This is a genomic window from Leptospira saintgironsiae (assembly GCF_002811765.1).
GTDB lineage: Bacteria > Spirochaetota > Leptospiria > Leptospirales > Leptospiraceae > Leptospira_B > Leptospira_B saintgironsiae.
In genome coordinates, this window is record NZ_NPDR01000005.1 from 178,013 (window position 1) to 195,106 (window position 17,094).

The window sequence follows — 17,094 nt, forward strand, 5'->3', positions numbered from 1 at the left end:
CCAATCTGGTTTTTCGAAGGAGAATCTAGATGTATAGAAAAGGGTCTGATCATGGATTACTTTGGATTTTTGCAGTTGCACTTTTACTGATTGTTTTTATAAAACCGAAAGATAACGGCAGTTCTTACAATTCTTATTTTAAAGATCTGAATTCAGAACTCAAACAAAATGGTCCAGGAAAACCGATTGTACTTCTCGATATGGATCGTTTGGACTCCAATCTAAAACTTCTAAAAGAAAAAATTAAACCGCCTTTATCATACAGAGTAGTAGTAAAATCCCTTCCTTCTTTAGATTTGCTTAAGTATATCGTAGCCGCAACAGGTTCCAAAAGACTGATGGTATTTCATTCTGGAGACATCATCATGTTATTGAATGATCCAGAATTCCAAAAGTTTGATATTCTTTTGGGAAAACCGATGCCGATCTCTGCTTTGGAAAATATATATTCTAAAACCAAAAAAGAGAATTTTCAAAATGTACAATGGTTGTTGGATACTTCTAATCGTGTAGAGCAATACTTAGATTTTGCAAAGGAGAAGGATGTAAAATTAAAATTAAGTTTAGAGATAGATATAGGATTGCATAGAGGAGGATTTTCGAAACCAGAAGATTCTCTTTCTGCGTTGGAACTTCTACACACGAATCCTAAAAACATAGAACTTTCTGGGTATATGGGATACGAACCACATGTTGCTTCTGTTCCTGTGATTTTTGGGGATAAGATCTCCGCTATGGAAAAATCACTGCAAAACTCATTAGATAAATATTCTAATTTTGTAAAACTGGGAAAGGAGAAGTTCCCGAATTTATTCCAGAAAGAACTAGTATTCAATGGGGGAGGAAGTAAAACTTACAGCTTCTATCAAAAAAATCCTGGAGTAGTTAATGATGTGTCTTTGGGTTCTGCTTTGGTAAAACCTACTGATTTTGATGTAGAAAGTTTAGAAGAGCATAGTCCAGCAGTATTTATAGCAACTCCGGTTTTGAAAAAAATAGAAGGGACAAAGATCCCATTTTTAGAATCCTTATCATTCCTATTTCCACTTTGGAATCCGAACCAAGAGGTAACTTATTTCATTTATGGAGGAGCATTCTCTGCCAAAAAAGAATCTCCTAAAGGTCTTGAAGACAATTCTCTATTTGGAACAAGTACCAACCAAAGTATTCTAAACGGATCCAAAGCAACTGCATTGGAACCTGATGATTATGTATTTTTTAGGCCTACTCAAAGTGAAAAGGTAATGGCGGAGATGGGAGATATCCATCTGGTTCGTTTTGGCAAATTGATAGGGACTTGGAAAACTTTTATCAATTAAGATAGAACGTCTAATTCCTAAAATAGTGCTTGGAAAAACTCCTTATTTAATGAAAGAACAAACTCTCTCGAATAAAACCATGGTTGGTTATGCTTCCGCAGAAGTGGGGATCACTGCTGTAGAAACTATGGCCCAGATCTATCTTCTAGATTTTTATGTTTCTACAGTTGGATTAAAACCTTCTCTCTTTGGTTTGGCTATGCTGATCGCGATTTTATGGGATGCGATCAGTGATCCAATTATGGGATACATTTCGGATCGAACTAGTTTCGCAAATGGAAGAAGAAGACCTTATATTTTAATTGGTGGATTATTACTCGGGTTAGGGGCTTATTTTCTTTTTACTCCCCCAGAGTTAGAAACCCAAAGTCTTAAGTTTTTATATCTGGTAATCACTTACTTTCTAACGAATACATTTATGACAATGATCGCAGTCCCTCATATTAGTTTAGGAGGAGAGATCGGTCATACATCCGTAGAAAGAAATAAGATCTTTGGTTGGAGATTATTTTTTGCGAATATAGGTCTTTTATCAGGGTTATTACTTCCTGCAATTTGGGTTTCTGCAGGAAAAGATGGATTTAGTTCCAGAAGCTTTTCTTCTGGGAGTATTTGGGTCTTGCTCTGTTTTGTATCTTATTTTTCTTATACTTTTACGAAGGGTAGAGATTTTCCGTATCAAGGATCCGAGACAAAACCGAATTCTTTCGGAGAGAATGTTTTATCCTTTTTACAATCCGCTCGTTTTATATTAAAAAATCGTTATTTTCTTCCGCTTCTTTTGGCGTTCATAGTAGCGACTGCTGCTAGGACTTTAAATTCTTCCTTGGGACTTTTGTATTATAAGGAAAGATTACTTCTTGAAGACTCTCAAGTTGTGATACGTATACTTCTTCCTTTCGTATTCTTTCTTACTATTTCAATTCCACTTTGGGTGTACTTGGCAAAAAGATTCGGCAAAAAGCGTCCTGCGTTTTGGGGGAGTTTTTTACTCGGAGTTCTGACAATCATCTTATATCCTATCTTACCCCAAGGATCTTATGAGGCTCCTTTGATTGCAGCATTTCTTGGCGGAATATTTGCAGGGTCCATTCTTCTTTTCGATTCATTGGTGGCAGATGTGGTGGATTATGATGAACTTTTGACTGGAGAGAAAAGAGAAGGTGCTTATTTCGGATTCTGGAAGATGGCAACAAAGATAATCAGAGCGCTCGGGTTTGCATTTTTAGGATTTTTATTAGAAGCAATCGGATACCAAGCAGGAGCGGAAACTCAAAATCCAGAGCTTGGTTGGAGAATAACTTTAATATTTGGACCCATTGTAGGAAGTTTATTTGTTATAGCTTCTTTGGTGTTTACTAGAATGGAGCTGACTTCAGAAGTTCATGCAAAAATACAGGAACTTCTATCAAGAAAAAAGAATATTCAAAAAAGAAGAAGTTCCGGCGCTTCCGCCGGATAAGTTTTTAGTATTTATACTTCTTCTTAATTTCTTTTAAAGCGTCTTGGATATGTTTTTGTCTGACTTGAGGCCTTAGATTCTTGCGGATCGGAAGATAACTTTCCGTGGTCGCAAGACTTTTGTGCCCTAAAAACTCTCTGATATCTTCTAAACTTTTTCCTTCAGCCAATTGGTGGATTGCTCTACTATGTCTGAGAGTAAATAAAGTCACTTGGGCCTTGATCCCTGCATACTTTGCCAGATCCCCAACTAAACGTTCTACGTTCCTGGAAGTTAAATGAGTACCTTGGTATTTGCCCGGAAACAAATAAGAGCTTTTCTCAGTTCCTACTTCCTTTTCGAACTTCTTCAAGATCTTTTGTAATTCTCCGTCCATCAAAACGGTTCTGTTTTGAGTAGGGATAGGAGAGTCTACTTTGATCGTCTTTTTAGAAAGATCAAATTGTCCCCACTTCAAACGAATGATCTCTCCCACTCGTAAACCTGCATAATAGGCTAACGCGCAAAGAAGATGGGACCTAGGAGACTCGGATGCTGTCTCCAAAAGGAGTGAAATCTCTTTCTGGTTCAGAACCTTAGGGGTTTTATATTCCCTGGCAGGTCTTCTGAAGTCTTCGAATACATTCATATCCAGAACTTCTTCAAAAAACATTTTTAAAGAACTTATGTTTATCTGGATCGTGGAAGAAGAAACCTTCTTCTTCCTTAAATATTCTATGTACTTTTCGATATCCTTTGTAACTACTTTTTCCGCGGGTTTGTCCGCGAACAAAAGAAAGTCCAAATTATATCTTAGGTAAGTGTATTCGGTCGCCTTTTTATAATTTCTTTGCCGAATTACCTTTACTAGTTTCTCGAAGGAAGACTTATTCTTCTTCGGGACCTCCGTATCTATCATCTCGGACCTCTAGTACTAACTGTATCATTTTTATTTTTTGTGTATCCGGATGTTCTAAAAGTCCGTGTCGCGATTTGTTGGAGTTCCAACATCGGGTTTGAAACTATTTAGAATGATATTTTTCTCATCCGGTTATAACGAAGGTTCTAATTCCATTAGAATATCGTAAAGATATTTATGATTTTCATAATATCTTAAAAATTTGGGCGTTTAAGGAAAGGGCAGAACGCCCGATTTGTATTAGACCCAGCCGGATCTGCGTAGGATTTCCTCGCAAACTTCTTCAGTACTGCGGTCATCTAAGGCAATCTGGATATCCGAATGTGCTCTGTACTGAGGTAGTCTGGATTCTAAAATTGTTTTGTAAGATAGGACGCTACTTAAAGGAGGGCGGGTAGGATCATTCTGGATTTTCTCTACTAAGTATTCAGATTTTCTGGATAAAGAGATCACAAATGCAGTTTCTTTCAGTATATTGATCTTTCTCTCACTTACAATCTCCTTACTTGAATCGTCTTGGTCGAATAATATCCCACCACCACAATCTAAGATCAGATTTTGAGAGCCTGAAATTTGTTTTAGGATTTGGAATTCTAGGTCGCGGAAAGGTTTCCAATTTCCTGAATGCGATTTTACGAAGTCCGGGATGGACACTCCGCCTGTCAGGTAGACAGCTATCATGTCAGTAGAGATTACAGGTTTGCCTGTGAGTTTGGAAAGTTTGCGGGAGATTTTAGATTTTCCGACACCTCTAGGGCCGATCAGGGCAATGTTTTTCAAACCGAGATCAACTCTTCGATATGTTTAGCCATCTCCGGTAAAAGAGTGTAGTACATTTGCAGATCTCCCTCTGTCACACCTACGTTTTGTAAGGCTTTAGAAGAGAGTGGAAATTTCAAACCGCCTATGTCAATTCCCATTCCACCTAGGATCACGATACAATTTGCGATATGTACGATAGAAACTAACTCAGGGAACTGAGTAGCTTTTTCAGGTTCAGTATAATATCTGGCTACTTCTATCAATTCCTCAGGGAAATTCCATTTTTCCAAAAGTTTTGCGCCTGTCTCCTGGTGAGTGTATCCAAAAAACTTAGCTTCCAAGTCGGTATAAGGTCCTTGGTAAGTTTGTAGTTCAGTTCTGAATTGCATAAGAACTGTAGGAAAGAACTCAGCCAGGATCACTTTTCCAATATTATGAAGAAGTCCCGCAGTAAATACTACGTCCTTATCCACTTTTAGTTTTTTCTGGACTGCGATCCTTTTGGCAAGTTCAGCTACGATCAAAGAATGGATCCAGTTGGATTCCCCATCTACCTGATAACCTTTCAGTTCTTTCTTAAGAATACCTTTGGTTTCATTTAATAGAATGATTTCTTGTACCGTTTTAATTCCAAGAGTCATCAAGGATTCTTGTACAGTTTTTACGGGTTTAGCAGGGCGAAAATATGCGGAGTTGGAAAGTTTGATCACTGCAGCAGTAAGTCCAGGATCTTTGGAAATTTCCTTGGCTAGGTCTGCGATGACTACATCTGGCTTTCCTACCATCTCCATTACTTTACTTACTACGGAGGAGATCTTAGGAAGCTGGGCTTCGTTTTCAAAAAGTTGATCTATCTTTTCTTTCATTCCGTTACCTGACCTTATAAAGGTACTTTTCGAATCCGCCCTTCTTTAGAAGGATCCTGCCATCATCCAAATAGAGACTGATCGTTCTGCCTTCATGGCCACCGACGTCTTCCACTAGTAACGTTATTTTTTCTTTATCTAAAAATTCTTTTGCGACACTTACGTTCAAGTCGCCAATGTTCTGTAGGAAACTTGAGTTCATTCCTTTGAACATGGACGCTCCTCCGAATAGACGAGCGTAATATTCTCCCTTACCGCAGCCTAACTCAGTCATTCTCTTTACCAATTCTGGAAGAGCGGTCTCTGCGTATTTATGGGGATTTTTGGAGGAATCTTTTCCAGAAGGATCTTTGGCGAGCATGATATGGGCCATGGCTCCTACCTTCTTTTCCGGAGAATAGAAAACGACTCCGATACAGGAACCTAATGTGGTGCGGATCATTGAAGGGGACTGGCCTCCTTGGATATCCGCTATCCCGACGTTTATAGTTTTTACGTCTTTATTGAGCATACTTTCTGTCAGTAATAACCGGGTAGTATTTTAGGATCATCCAAGTTCCTTCAAATCTTTTTTACCGGAAATTTCACCGGACCGGAATCGAATTATGTGACGATTTAACCTTCTAAAAATCTCGTAGGAATTCCTACTCTTTTTGGAAAAATAGAGTTTCATATCATCCAGCATAAAGGAAACTGTATGTAAAGAAAGGAATTTGTATCTCTTGCAAACAATCGCCTCCTCAGAACCGATCCGCACCTTGGAATTAAATGGTTCCCAGATCATTATTTTGGGAACGGCTCATATCAGCCAAAAAAGTATAGATGAAGTTGAAAGGATTATCCAAGAAGAAAAACCGGACACGGTCTGTGTGGAACTTTGTGCTTCCAGAATGAGATCCGTTCAGGATCCGGATCATTGGAAAAAATTAGATATTTTCAAAGTGTTTAAGGAAAGAAAGATGTGGCTCCTTCTTTCCAGCCTAATCCTTTCTTCTTTTCAGAAAAAACTAGGTTACGGAAACATTCGTCCTGGTGACGAGATGAGAAAAGCGATCGAAGAAGGAAATAAGATCCACGCTAAGATCGTTCCAGTTGACCGCGAGATTTCCACTACTCTCAAAAGAGCGTGGTGGAATGTAGGTTTCTGGAGTAGAATGATGTTATTCTCTACCTTGGTAAGTTCACTTATCGTTAAAGAAGAGATCTCTCCTGAAAAAATAGAAGAGATGAAATCTGATGATGTTCTCAAGGATCTATTCTCTCAACTTCCTTCCAGATACCAATCAGTTAAAAATGTGATCATAGATGAAAGAGATGAATATCTCGCACAAAGGATCAGACAACAGGCTGCAGTAGGTAAGAAAATTTTCGCAGTAGTTGGTGCTGGGCATTTAGAAGGTATCATAAACCATATCGTAGAGGATAAGGATATCGATCATTTGGATATCCAACCTGTTAAAGGTTTTTGGGATCGAGTTCGTCCTTTATTATTCCCTGCAATTATTATCTCTGCTTTCACCGCTCTTTATTGGTTCGGTGGAAAAGAAGAAGGCCAAGAATTCCTGATTAGATGGATACTTGTTAAAGGAACACTTGCTGCAATCGGTGCAATCATTGCACTTGCGCATCCAGTTTCTATTATTCTTGCATTTATCGCAGCTCCAATCGGGAATTTTAATCCAATCATCAAGCCGGGCTGGGTAGCAGCATTATCAGAATCCTGGTTTAGAAAACCATTGGTAGAAGATTTCGAAAAATTGGGAGAAGATACAGAAACTTTCAGCGGATATTGGAAGAACAAAGTAACTCGTATCTTCTTAGTATTTATGCTCCCACAGATTGGAAGTAGCATCGGGACTTTTATAGTGTCCAAACAGATTTTTGATAAAATCATAAAATTTGTAGGCGCTTTTTTCTAAAATTTGCATACGATTTGTAGCCCATGCGAAAGGAAATCAAGACTCGATCTATAATCTTATCTAGTTTTCTTTTGATGATCTTCTTCTCTTTTCCAATTTGGGGAGAAGGTCAGGTCTATGAAAAAAAAGACCGTTTCTTTTTAGAAGAGAAGATGGACGGTGCTTCTCTTCTTCCTTATCTTTCCGTCTATCAAGATGAAACCGGAAAAAAGTCTTTTAAAGAAGTATTAAAAATATTCGATCAAGGCGGATCTGAAAAGATCTTCCAAAACAGTTTAGGATATTCTAAATCTGCAATCTGGGTTCGTCTTCGCACAGAAAACCAAACGAACAAAACCGCAGATTGGATCTTAGAAATAGATTATGCTCTTTTAGATTTTGTGGATCTATATGCAGGAAGAGTTTCCGATTCTGCGACCAATCATTCGGGAGATCTAAGAGAATTCGGCACACGTCCAATCGAACATAGAAATTTTGTTTACCCCTTTTCAGATGAGCCTGGTTCTAAAAGAGAGATCTATTTTAGGATCGCAAGTTCCAGCTCTATTCTTTTACCTTTTCTGGCATTTTCCAAAAACGAATTTATAGAGCATACTTTTACAGAACAACTTGCACTTGGATTGTATTACGGCTCCATGCTGATCATGGTGGTTTATAATCTATTTTTGTTATTTTCTACCAAGGATAAAAGTTATCTATATTACGTTATTTATATATTAACTTATATACTCTTTCAATTTACATTGAACGGTCTATCTTTCCAATATTTGTGGAGAAGTTCCGTTCTATGGGCAAATTACAGTCTGCCGTTTTCCATTTTTTCAGTGATCTTAACGGCGGGCGCATTCAGTAGATCTTTTTTGAATGCTCCTGAATACACTCCTAAAACCTCCAAATTGTATTATTTACTTTTTACTCTTAGTTTTGGTGGAATGATCTCCACTCTGTTCATTTGGGAATATAGAACTGCGATCATGAGTAGCCTAGTTCTCATGTTTTTCACTCTAGGGTTTTTGATCTCTAACGGGATCCAATGTCTGCTAGCAGGAAGAAGAGAGGCAAAATACTTCCTATTCGCTTGGTCATCTTTTTTATTCTTTAGTTTTCTATTCGGATTAAAATCTTTCGGGATACTTCCAAATAACTTTTTCACTCTTTGGGGAATACAAGTAGGTTCAGTGATGGAAGTAAGCCTTCTATCCTTGGGACTAGCAGATAGGATCAAAAGATTATCTGATCAATTAAAACAAAGGGTAGAAGAGCTCGGAAATATCCGAAACTACGCAGAAGAGTCGGAAGCAAAATACAGAAGTTTATTCGAAGTGGAAGAAGACTTTCTATTCTCCTTGGACCAAAACTGGAATATTCTAGCGGCGAACAGATCTGTCTCCAAACATATAGGATTCAAGCCGCATGAAGTGATCGGCAAAAATTTTATGGAGCTGATCTACAAGGCGGGAGAATTACAGGACGCGTACAAAAAATTATACGTATTAGAAAAGTTGGAAGAACTTGCTTCTGAAGGAAAACCAGTTCGATTCTTAGGCGAATTCCTACAGAAATATTTGAGGGAACCAAAAGAGCTTCAAGTTCAATTTCAGATCTTGGAATATGAGGGACAAAGAGAAATTTTAGGAAGAGCTTATGAGCCTGACCAAGACTTGATGTCTAGATATGTAGATGATGAGAAGACAGTCTACTCTGCGAATAATTACCTACAGAATGCAGAGCTTCTTAGCCAAAGAATGACTGCAAACTTATACAGATTTGTGGATCCAAGCACGATTACCGCAATGAGAAACTGCTTAAGAGAAATGATCATCAACGCAATCGAACATGGAAACTTGAATATCAGTTTTGAAGAAAAAACAAGAGCCATGTCCGAGGGAAATTATTTTAGATTCGTTCAAGAAAGACAGAAGGACCCTTATTATAAATCTAAAAAAGTAAAGGTAGAATATTCACTTTCCAGAGATAGGATAGGTGTCAGGATCACTGACGAAGGAAAAGGATTCAACCATGCTAGATTACAAAAAAGCAGTATGGAAAAATTGAATTCGGAAGGTATTACTCATGGGCGAGGGCTCACGCTTACTTTAGCCACATTCGATCTGGTGAAATTTAATAGTCCTGGAAATCAAGTCACATTAGTTAAATATTTTTAATATAGGCGGGAAAATGAAAATCCGAATCTTCCTATTTTCAGTTATAATATTATTCGTATCTTGCACTTCTTCCGGCGAGGTCAAAAAAAAAGCAAAAGATCCGAATGCAGGAGTGGCAACGATTGCCTCCGAGCTTAGATATCAATTTTTGTCTTCTCTCAAAGCACAAGGAGGGAAACTACCTGCAAGACTCGCCATCTTGAATATAATTAACGAAGACGGGAGCAACTCCCAATTAGGAAGGTTAGTTACTGACCGACTTGGAAAAGAATTATTTGATCCTAAAACATTCCAATTGCTGGAAAGAGATAGGTTGAATCGAGTCATAGGGGAGCAGGACTTTCAAGCAAGCGGACTTGTGTTGAACGATCAGATTGTTTCTATAGGAAAACTTTCGGGGGCAGAATATTTGGCCTTAGGACAACTTGTTTTCCAAGACCAAGAATTTTTACTCAATATCAGGATTGTTTCCTTGGGTGGAGTGATCTGCGCTACTGCGGATATTGTATTCGATTCGGACAACGAGACCTACTCTAAATATAAGGAATCCGTTAAATAAGTAATTACTTGAAGAATACCAACTGATTCTTAATCTGTCTGTAAGTTTATGAAAGCTATCTTTCGTTTCCTGGTATTAGGTATTTTTCTTTTTTCCGTAACGAATTTGTATTCGGAGGTGCCTAAACACCCTGAGATGGACAAGGTACTTCTTGCCACTTGGAATAAGACCTTTCCTGTGCCTTATACAAAGATCCTAAAACGAGATCTTGCCGAAAAAGGGGTTTTGTACTATAGAAAAAACTCCAAAAAATATGTGTATATCTATTCTTACTCTGTGTTCCTTCCTTTGTATGTGGAACAAAATGAGAAGCCCGTAAAAAAGGACGATAACGGCAGAGAAGTAAAACTAAAACTGATTTATGATCCTTCTTCTAAAGATGAAAAATATACAATTGAATTGGGCGAGTTTGACGAAATGTACGATGCGAAAGGAATTATAAGATGGATCCGTTGATTGCTGAATCCGAAAAATTAATCAGAGAAAAAATGTTGAGAGAAGGACTTTCGCAAGAGTTCATCTCTGATTTTATTTCCAAGATCCAAGAAGTTCGTAACGGTGAAACTGGGATAGTTAAATGGGAAGAAGTTGGGGATCTGGACTCGAACAAAGACGAGATCTCTTTAGAAAAAATCGAATCCGAATATTCAGGTGATCCTAAATTTTTAAAAGAACTAGTGGTGATCAAATTGAACGGAGGCCTTGGAACCAGCATGGGGCTTTCCGGACCCAAATCCTTGATAGAGATCAAGGATGGAATGAGCTTCTTAGAAGTAGTCTGTAGACAAATAGAGTATATTCGACAAAAATATAATTTAGAAGTCCCTCTCATTCTGATGGATAGTTTTAGCACCCAGCAAGAGAGCCAAGAAGAGCTTAAAAAGATCAAATTCTCTCAAAATTATCCTACAAGTTTCTTGCAACATAAGGTTCCAAGACTGGTTGTTCCGGAACTAAAACCTCTGGAAATTTCTAAAAACAATTCAGAAGAATGGTGTCCTCCTGGCCACGGAGATATCTGGTTCACTCTTTTGGAAACGGGACTATTAGATCGACTTTTAGAAAATGGCTACAAGGTAGCATTCGTTTCTAATGGAGATAATCTAGGTGCAACTGTTCATCCTGGAATATTAGAATATATTCTGAAAGAAAATCTGGACTTCTGCATGGAGATGACTCCTAAAACACTCGCTGATAAAAAAGGCGGAGCGATTTTTAGAAGAGTCGTTAGCGGAGAAAAAAAGAACTTACAATTATTAGAAACTGCTCAGGTGCCTTCAGATCATATGCATGAGTTTGAGGGCTTAGGTAAATTTAGAACATTCTCCACAAATAATCTTTGGATACGATTAGATGTATTAAAAGAAAAATTACTCGCAGGGGATTTCAAACTATCTTTGATAGTGAATCCTAAAAAGGTAGAAGGGAAGGAAGTCCTACAGTTAGAGACAGCGATGGGATCCGCTATCCAAAACTTCTCCAATACAAAAGGTCTTATCATTCCACGAGATCGTTTCGCCCCTGTAAAAAAATGTGAAGACTACCTAGTCAGACGATCTGATGCATATTCTTTGAATCCAGACTTCTCTGTAACTATGTCGGAAGAAAGAAAGAAGGCAGGTCTTGGAGAATTAGTTATCTCCTTAGATGAAACATATTATAAGAAAGTAAGAGATTTTACTGATCGTATACAAGCCATCCCATCTTTAGTGCGCTGCACCTCCTTGAAAGTCGAAGGAGATATTTTGTTTGATAAGAAAGTAATTATAGAAGGAGATGTTATATTAGTAAATCCCGGACCAGGACAAAGAAAATTGTCCGAATTAGGTGTGGACCGAATCTCGAACGATAGTTTACGTTTCCGCTTTACATAAAACAACAGTCGTTTAAAATCCAGTCCACGGGCTTTCGAGTTGTAAGCCTATCCTATGCCGATTAATGTCGCAAACGAAATGACCGATGCTTATAACTTAAAATTAAGATCCTTCGATATGGGGGATCTCGAACAGTTTAAGACGGTATTCATCAATGAAAATCGAGGAAAGCCAATCTTCCTCCTCAGATTTCAAAATATTTCCACAGTTTCTTTAGTAGAATTCATACAATTGATCCCTCAGAGGATCTCAGATATAGAGCCTTCTCATCGCGAACTATTTCGTTATTATGCCTACGGTGATAAAAAGAATCTACTGATCGGTGTGGCTCCTTTAGATAATGCAGGGCCTATCAGTCTCGCTAATTTTGATGCTGCCATGGGAAGATTCCATGATCAAGCAATTCGAACCGGAGCTCTCAATTTTGATTTCGGTATCGGAAGAACTCAGTGCAATTTTATTTCCTACGTAGAAGAGATCTTCAGAGAGCTGGAAACTTCTTCTTTAAAAAATCTAAAAGACAATTTGGTTCGTTGGAGCTGGACTTATCTGAATCGTGTAAACGATTACTTTGCTAGCGAACGTGCAGATGCGGTCATCCAGCCGATCATTCATTATAATCATAGGGATCATACTTTCTCCATGAAAGGTGGGGAAGTTTTCGTAGGTGGAGAGGCATACGCAGGCTACGCGGACCTTATTCGTGATATTCCTCATGACCAAGATCTTAACAGAATAGAACTTCTGATCTTAGAGAAGTTGATCATGTCTTGTAATGGTTCTCCTGGACTTTTGAAATTTAATATCTCTCCTCAAACTTTAATCGATACATTCGATACGGATGAGAAGGTCACCCGCTTTCATGAACTTCTTCTGAAACAAAACCTGAATCCTCAAAATGTTCGTATGGAGCTGATCGAAAAACCGTATGAGGAAGGAGAGGCGACTCTCAAATCTGTATGCAGAAGGTTCTGGAATTTCGGGATCAGTTTTGCTGCGGACGACTTCGGAGTAAAAAGCCAAAGTCACCAAGTCGTTTTGGATTTAGGAGAGATGATCAAAGAATTTAAACTGGATCCAATCAGTTTTAAATTCAAAGCGGACCAGGATTTGACTAAATTCTTGGATAACCTTGCATTCATAGATTATTGCAGAAGACTTTCAGATAACAGGGAAGCTATCATCACTGCGGAAGCATTGGAAGATATTGATTCCTTAAACTTCCTAATCACTCACCAAGTGTACTATTTCCAAGCAAATCTATTCTGTAGAAAAATCTGGATCCAAGATTATCAGGAACGTTTTAAAGAAATGCAAAAACTTCCTGAAACAGCGGTCACTAAAGTGTTAAGTTCGCCTGAGTTAACGCAGAGATTGAAAGAAGTCGGAAATATTTTTGTTCTAGCTAAAGAAGTAGATCTGTTTTAATTGTAGGTATTCCAACGGAGAGTGGGGTTGCCCCACCCTTGTTCTGGGTGGGGGCTGGCAGGTGGTACCAAAAAAGACTTTCGATAGAATGGAGGCTGTTGATTTGATCAAAGGTCTCGTTTGACCTCGATTCTCTCGGTCACCGACTCAAGCAAGTTGGTCGTCTTCTCGCTCCTATTGTCGCTGCGAAGGGGGCTGGCCGGTGGTACCCGTTTACCCTCTAAATCCCCGTATTACAAATCCGCAAAAGATCAAGTAGATCTTTCACAGATTTCGCGTGTAGGAACTCCTACACGCATATCACTGCGGAGCTATTCTTTCAGAAAGTTCAACGTCGCCTTCTGATTGATGATCCCGTTATCTTTCAGAGTCACTTGTAAAGCATCTCCCGCATTTTCGATCTCAATTCGGAATTTACCTTCTTTGTCGATGATCGGGCTATTCTCCACGTATCTTCCTTCGAAAATTTTCTGCTTATTGAACTTCACAACATAGTTCACATTGTCTTGGCTTTCAATCTCGAGAAGAACTTGGTTCACACCTTTGGAACCGTCCCAAGACATAGCAGTCCAAGGTCCTTTAAATTTTTCTAAACTAGAATCTCCACCGAAGGAACGCATTACCTTTGCAGGCTTTGCTTGGGAAAGAACTGCGGAGACTGGAGTGGCCTTATCACTTTCTCCTCCCAAATCTGTTTTCGAAGTTACCGAGTATAGATACAAAATTTCTTTTTCAGGAACATCTGCAGTGAAGTTTGTAGTCTTCTCATTTGTTCCGGAAACGAAATCCCAAGAAGAAGCTCCTCTTTTTTTACGATATACATAGTATTCGTTGGCTCCTTTTACTGAGTCCCACTTCAAAGAGATTTTTCCTGTTTTGGTATCAAGAGCCCCCTTCAGATTTGCTGGGGTAGGAAGTTTTGCAGCTCTATGTTTGTTTGGATCTATGTATCCGTAAGCATAATCGGAGAATGGTCCGGATTGTCCGTCCTTGTTCACTGCTGCTACAGCATAGAATGCATATTGGCCATTGAGTTTTTCGTCAATGAATGCTTCTTTTGCTTCCTCTCCAATTTTGGACCAAGCACCTCCTCCAAATAATCCGCTTACATCATAACGGTAGACTACATATTTAGAAGCGCCTGAAACCTTCTGCCATTGTACTTCTATTTTACTATTATATAATCCTTTTGTAGCTGTAAGTCCGAAAGGTTTAGAAGGTTTAGCCTCTGCCTTCATGGTAAATCCTGAGACTGCATCGGAAGCATCTCCAGTTTTACCATTACCGATTGCAGCGATTACATAAAACTCAGTCACTCCGTTCTTAGAAGCGGCATTGTCAGTGTAATTCGTGTTCTTTACTCTTCCAACGGAGAGATATTTTTTCTGGTTGGAGTTCCACTTGTATACATAGTAATCAGAAACTCCGCTGATGGATTCCCAAATAAGATCGATCTTATTTGGATACTGGCCTTGGCTTGCTTTAACTCCTACAACTTTAGGAGGAGCTTTAACTTCTTCCGTTTTTGCGTAACCGATTGCTTCTCCATCAGATAGATCAGAAGAGTCAGTGTCAGTTAGAGTAGCAACCTTATAGGAATAAGCGACATCCTTTTGGATCCCATCGTCTGTGAATCCATTCGTTTGAGAAAGTCCCACCTTAGAAAAAGAAGAATCTCCCGGACCTTTTCTGTGGATCTCATATCCGATCGCAAGTGGAATAGATGCCCAAGTTAAAATGATTTTATCAGAAAATGAACCTTGTGTAGCTGCGATCTCTTTTGGAGCTATTGGTTTTACTTTTTCAGGTGGAACAGGTTTTACATCTGTTGAAGGTGTAGTAGTGGTTGTTGTGTCCGTGGTGGTTGTAGTTGCAGGCGCCACATCATCCACGAGAACGAAAGCAGATTGGCAAACCTTAGTGAACCATCTGTAATCGATATAACCATAACCATTATCTCCCCACTGTGTTGACCATGAGTTGATAAATTTAAACGCACCCTTGGAATCATCGTAACCTACGATTGCGATTGCATGTCCTCCATAGGTCTTACCAACGCCCTCTTTATAAATTTCTTTTCCTTTTAAATTCATAAAGTTTTCATAAACTATAATTCCAGCGACAACTGGTCTTCCTAAAGCGAGTTGGTTTTTCAGTTCGTTTGGATCCGTTTGTCTGATCCTTAAGAACTCTTTTGCTTTATAAGAAGCAGCCACATTAAAGGCATCTTGAGGAGGACGTGCCAGATAATCTCTTTCGTTATAAGGCATAGAAGACCAAGGAGCTGCTCCTTTTTCTACAACTATGCGCATTGCATCTGAGATTAAAGATCCGTTATCTCTTCCACCATTGATTTGGTTATAGATGAATGCCGGCGAAAAAATATTGGAATAATTCGGACTTCCAGAAGAATCACTTAACTTCCAACCTCTGTCTTTTCTCTCCATATATTCTTGGAAAGACTTGGTAGCATAAGCAGTGGACCAAGCCACACAAGAACTCTGTTGTCCTTGGTCACCCACAGGAGGCATATACTGGGAAAGATCCACAGAGGAAGAAAGTCCTCTATGAGAGATCCTATTCGGGTTTGCTTCTTTGAAAGAAGCTAATAATTCCGCAGGTTCTTGTTTCATTCCCAGGCCAGGAGGTGTCTGAGAGAATAGGCCTGTTGCGGAGAGTAAGAGTAATAAAGCGGATAATAAACGCAAATTCAGTTTCATCTATTTTTCCTTTAGTTCTTGGTAAGAGATAAAATATTTTCTTCTAGTTGTTTATTGTATTCTCGGAAAGCGTAAGGATGTGGTTCATACAAGCTGATCACCTCAGATTCTACACCTTTACTATCCTTTACTTTTTTCTTAATTAAAAAAAGTATATAGTCTCCTTCTTGAGGAGCTGCTTTTAACCATTTCCCGAATAGTTCTGGAAAGATCAAAAATGCTATATCAAATTTTTGTGGGAGTTCCTTTCCACCTTTTAAAGATTTAAGAATTTCTACACTTGCTGTGACAGAAATGGAATTGGAAGAGATCTTACTTTCTTTCACATTGGAAAGTTTTGCCAAGGCGATAAAGTTAGAAGAATTCACCTGAGATTCCAGACTGGGTGGTGGTGTTAATGCTGAAATTGGTGAGATGAATAATAGGACCAGTACGAATAGGACCGATACGAAACGTTTTTGCATTTGGAATAACTCCGGAAACAATTTGTTAACGCGGCTTTCTACTCTACTGGTGATCGGTTACCTTTTTCAAGGATTTTATCGTAATTATTTTGCTCGGACGAGTAGGGAAGGTAGATCTATTGAATCAGGTTTTTCAGGAATTTTCGGAAAGATCCCTCTGATCTTGGGAGAATCATCCACCCAGATAAGCGCGGTCTTATATTTTACAGTTCCGCTTTCAGGTTGGATATATGCTTGGATCCCGAATGATCTAGCAAGTTCCAATGCTGCACTTGAGTTTGCAGGTTTGAGTAAGATTACTTTCTCACTCAGTTTACCAAATCTATCCTTTAGATCTTGCTGTGCATCTTTTTCTGGAGTTAAACTGATAAAAACAAATTGAGAGTCGCCAGGTGCGGATTTATCGAACCAGTTCAGGAATATCTCTACTTCTTTCAGATCGTTTTTAGAAGGGTCTAAAGTTCCGAAATATAAGAAGCTTTGTTTATGTGAGAATATAGACTGGACGGAAACACTTTCTTGTTTATCTGCAAGAGTTAAGATTCCTTCAGGAACATCCTTCTCCGCTTGGATCATTCCAGAATCGGAATGAGAAAACAAGAACACAATGATGAGACTAACGACTACGCCAGTCATAAAAAATTTCCAAGCCCCGGAT

General features: G+C 38.8%; 15 protein-coding genes. 8 read left to right on the plus strand and 7 right to left on the minus strand.

The annotated features are described in order from the left end of the window. Positions 1–29: 29 nt before the first annotated feature. Together CH362_RS13015 and CH362_RS13020 are read left to right on the plus strand one after the other, a co-directional pair. Positions 30–1,319 carry an alanine racemase gene (locus CH362_RS13015; RefSeq protein ID WP_100710778.1) on the plus strand — a complete coding sequence of 430 codons (1,290 nt, stop codon included), beginning with the start codon at positions 30–32 and terminating at the stop codon, positions 1,317–1,319. A 49-nt stretch (positions 1,320–1,368) separates the two neighbouring features. After that, positions 1,369–2,781 carry an MFS transporter gene (locus CH362_RS13020; RefSeq protein WP_100710779.1) on the plus strand — a complete coding sequence of 471 codons (1,413 nt, stop codon included), beginning with the start codon at positions 1,369–1,371 and terminating at the stop codon, positions 2,779–2,781. A gap of 4 nt (positions 2,782–2,785) precedes the next feature. Here CH362_RS13020 and CH362_RS13025 read toward each other — a convergent pair whose 3' ends face one another. From CH362_RS13025 to CH362_RS13040, 4 genes are all read right to left on the minus strand, one after another. Continuing rightward, positions 2,786–3,679: a tyrosine-type recombinase/integrase gene (locus tag CH362_RS13025; RefSeq protein ID WP_100710780.1), complete on the minus strand. Its 894-nt coding sequence runs from the start codon at positions 3,677–3,679 to the stop codon at positions 2,786–2,788. A 240-nt stretch (positions 3,680–3,919) separates the two neighbouring features. After that, a complete protein-coding gene (locus CH362_RS13030) occupies positions 3,920–4,459 on the minus strand; it encodes a shikimate kinase (RefSeq protein WP_100710781.1) in 540 nt (179 codons plus the stop codon). Continuing rightward, positions 4,456–5,307: an HDOD domain-containing protein gene (locus CH362_RS13035; protein WP_100710782.1), complete on the minus strand. Its 852-nt coding sequence runs from the start codon at positions 5,305–5,307 to the stop codon at positions 4,456–4,458. The genes CH362_RS13030 and CH362_RS13035 overlap by 4 nt, the downstream gene beginning before the upstream one ends. A gap of 4 nt (positions 5,308–5,311) precedes the next feature. Then, entirely contained in the window at positions 5,312–5,818 is a 507-nt protein-coding gene (locus CH362_RS13040; protein WP_100710783.1) for a chemotaxis protein CheD, read from the minus strand. Between the two features lie 172 nt (positions 5,819–5,990). Between CH362_RS13040 and CH362_RS13045 the strand changes: the two genes are divergently transcribed. From CH362_RS13045 to CH362_RS13070, 6 genes are all read left to right on the plus strand, one after another. Continuing rightward, positions 5,991–7,226, plus strand: coding sequence for a TraB/GumN family protein (locus CH362_RS13045; protein ID WP_425269064.1), 1,236 nt, complete (start codon positions 5,991–5,993; stop codon positions 7,224–7,226). A gap of 23 nt (positions 7,227–7,249) precedes the next feature. Then, entirely contained in the window at positions 7,250–9,391 is a 2,142-nt protein-coding gene (locus CH362_RS13050; protein WP_100710785.1) for a 7TM diverse intracellular signaling domain-containing protein, read from the plus strand. 13 nt (positions 9,392–9,404) lie between these two features. Then, positions 9,405–9,950, plus strand: a complete 546-nt coding sequence (locus tag CH362_RS13055; protein ID WP_100710786.1) for a CsgG/HfaB family protein — start codon at positions 9,405–9,407, stop codon at positions 9,948–9,950. A 48-nt stretch (positions 9,951–9,998) separates the two neighbouring features. Continuing rightward, positions 9,999–10,406 carry a hypothetical protein gene (locus tag CH362_RS13060; RefSeq protein ID WP_100710787.1) on the plus strand — a complete coding sequence of 136 codons (408 nt, stop codon included), beginning with the start codon at positions 9,999–10,001 and terminating at the stop codon, positions 10,404–10,406. Next, positions 10,394–11,824: a UTP--glucose-1-phosphate uridylyltransferase gene (locus tag CH362_RS13065; protein WP_100710788.1), complete on the plus strand. Its 1,431-nt coding sequence runs from the start codon at positions 10,394–10,396 to the stop codon at positions 11,822–11,824. Before CH362_RS13060 ends, CH362_RS13065 begins: the two co-directional genes overlap by 13 nt. 78 nt (positions 11,825–11,902) lie before the next feature. Further along, positions 11,903–13,252, plus strand: a complete 1,350-nt coding sequence (locus tag CH362_RS13070; RefSeq protein ID WP_100710887.1) for an EAL domain-containing protein — start codon at positions 11,903–11,905, stop codon at positions 13,250–13,252. A 311-nt stretch (positions 13,253–13,563) separates the two neighbouring features. Here CH362_RS13070 and CH362_RS13075 read toward each other — a convergent pair whose 3' ends face one another. The 3 genes from CH362_RS13075 to CH362_RS13085 form a co-directional block, all read right to left on the minus strand. Next, on the minus strand, positions 13,564–15,972 hold the full coding sequence (locus CH362_RS13075) for a C1 family peptidase (RefSeq protein ID WP_100710789.1): 2,409 nt from the start codon (positions 15,970–15,972) through the stop codon (positions 13,564–13,566). Between the two features lie 11 nt (positions 15,973–15,983). Continuing rightward, positions 15,984–16,436, minus strand: a complete 453-nt coding sequence (locus CH362_RS13080; protein WP_100710790.1) for an LIC_20196 family exoprotein — start codon at positions 16,434–16,436, stop codon at positions 15,984–15,986. Between the two features lie 84 nt (positions 16,437–16,520). Continuing rightward, a complete protein-coding gene (locus CH362_RS13085) occupies positions 16,521–17,072 on the minus strand; it encodes a hypothetical protein (RefSeq protein ID WP_244280580.1) in 552 nt (183 codons plus the stop codon). Positions 17,073–17,094: the final 22 nt, after the last annotated feature.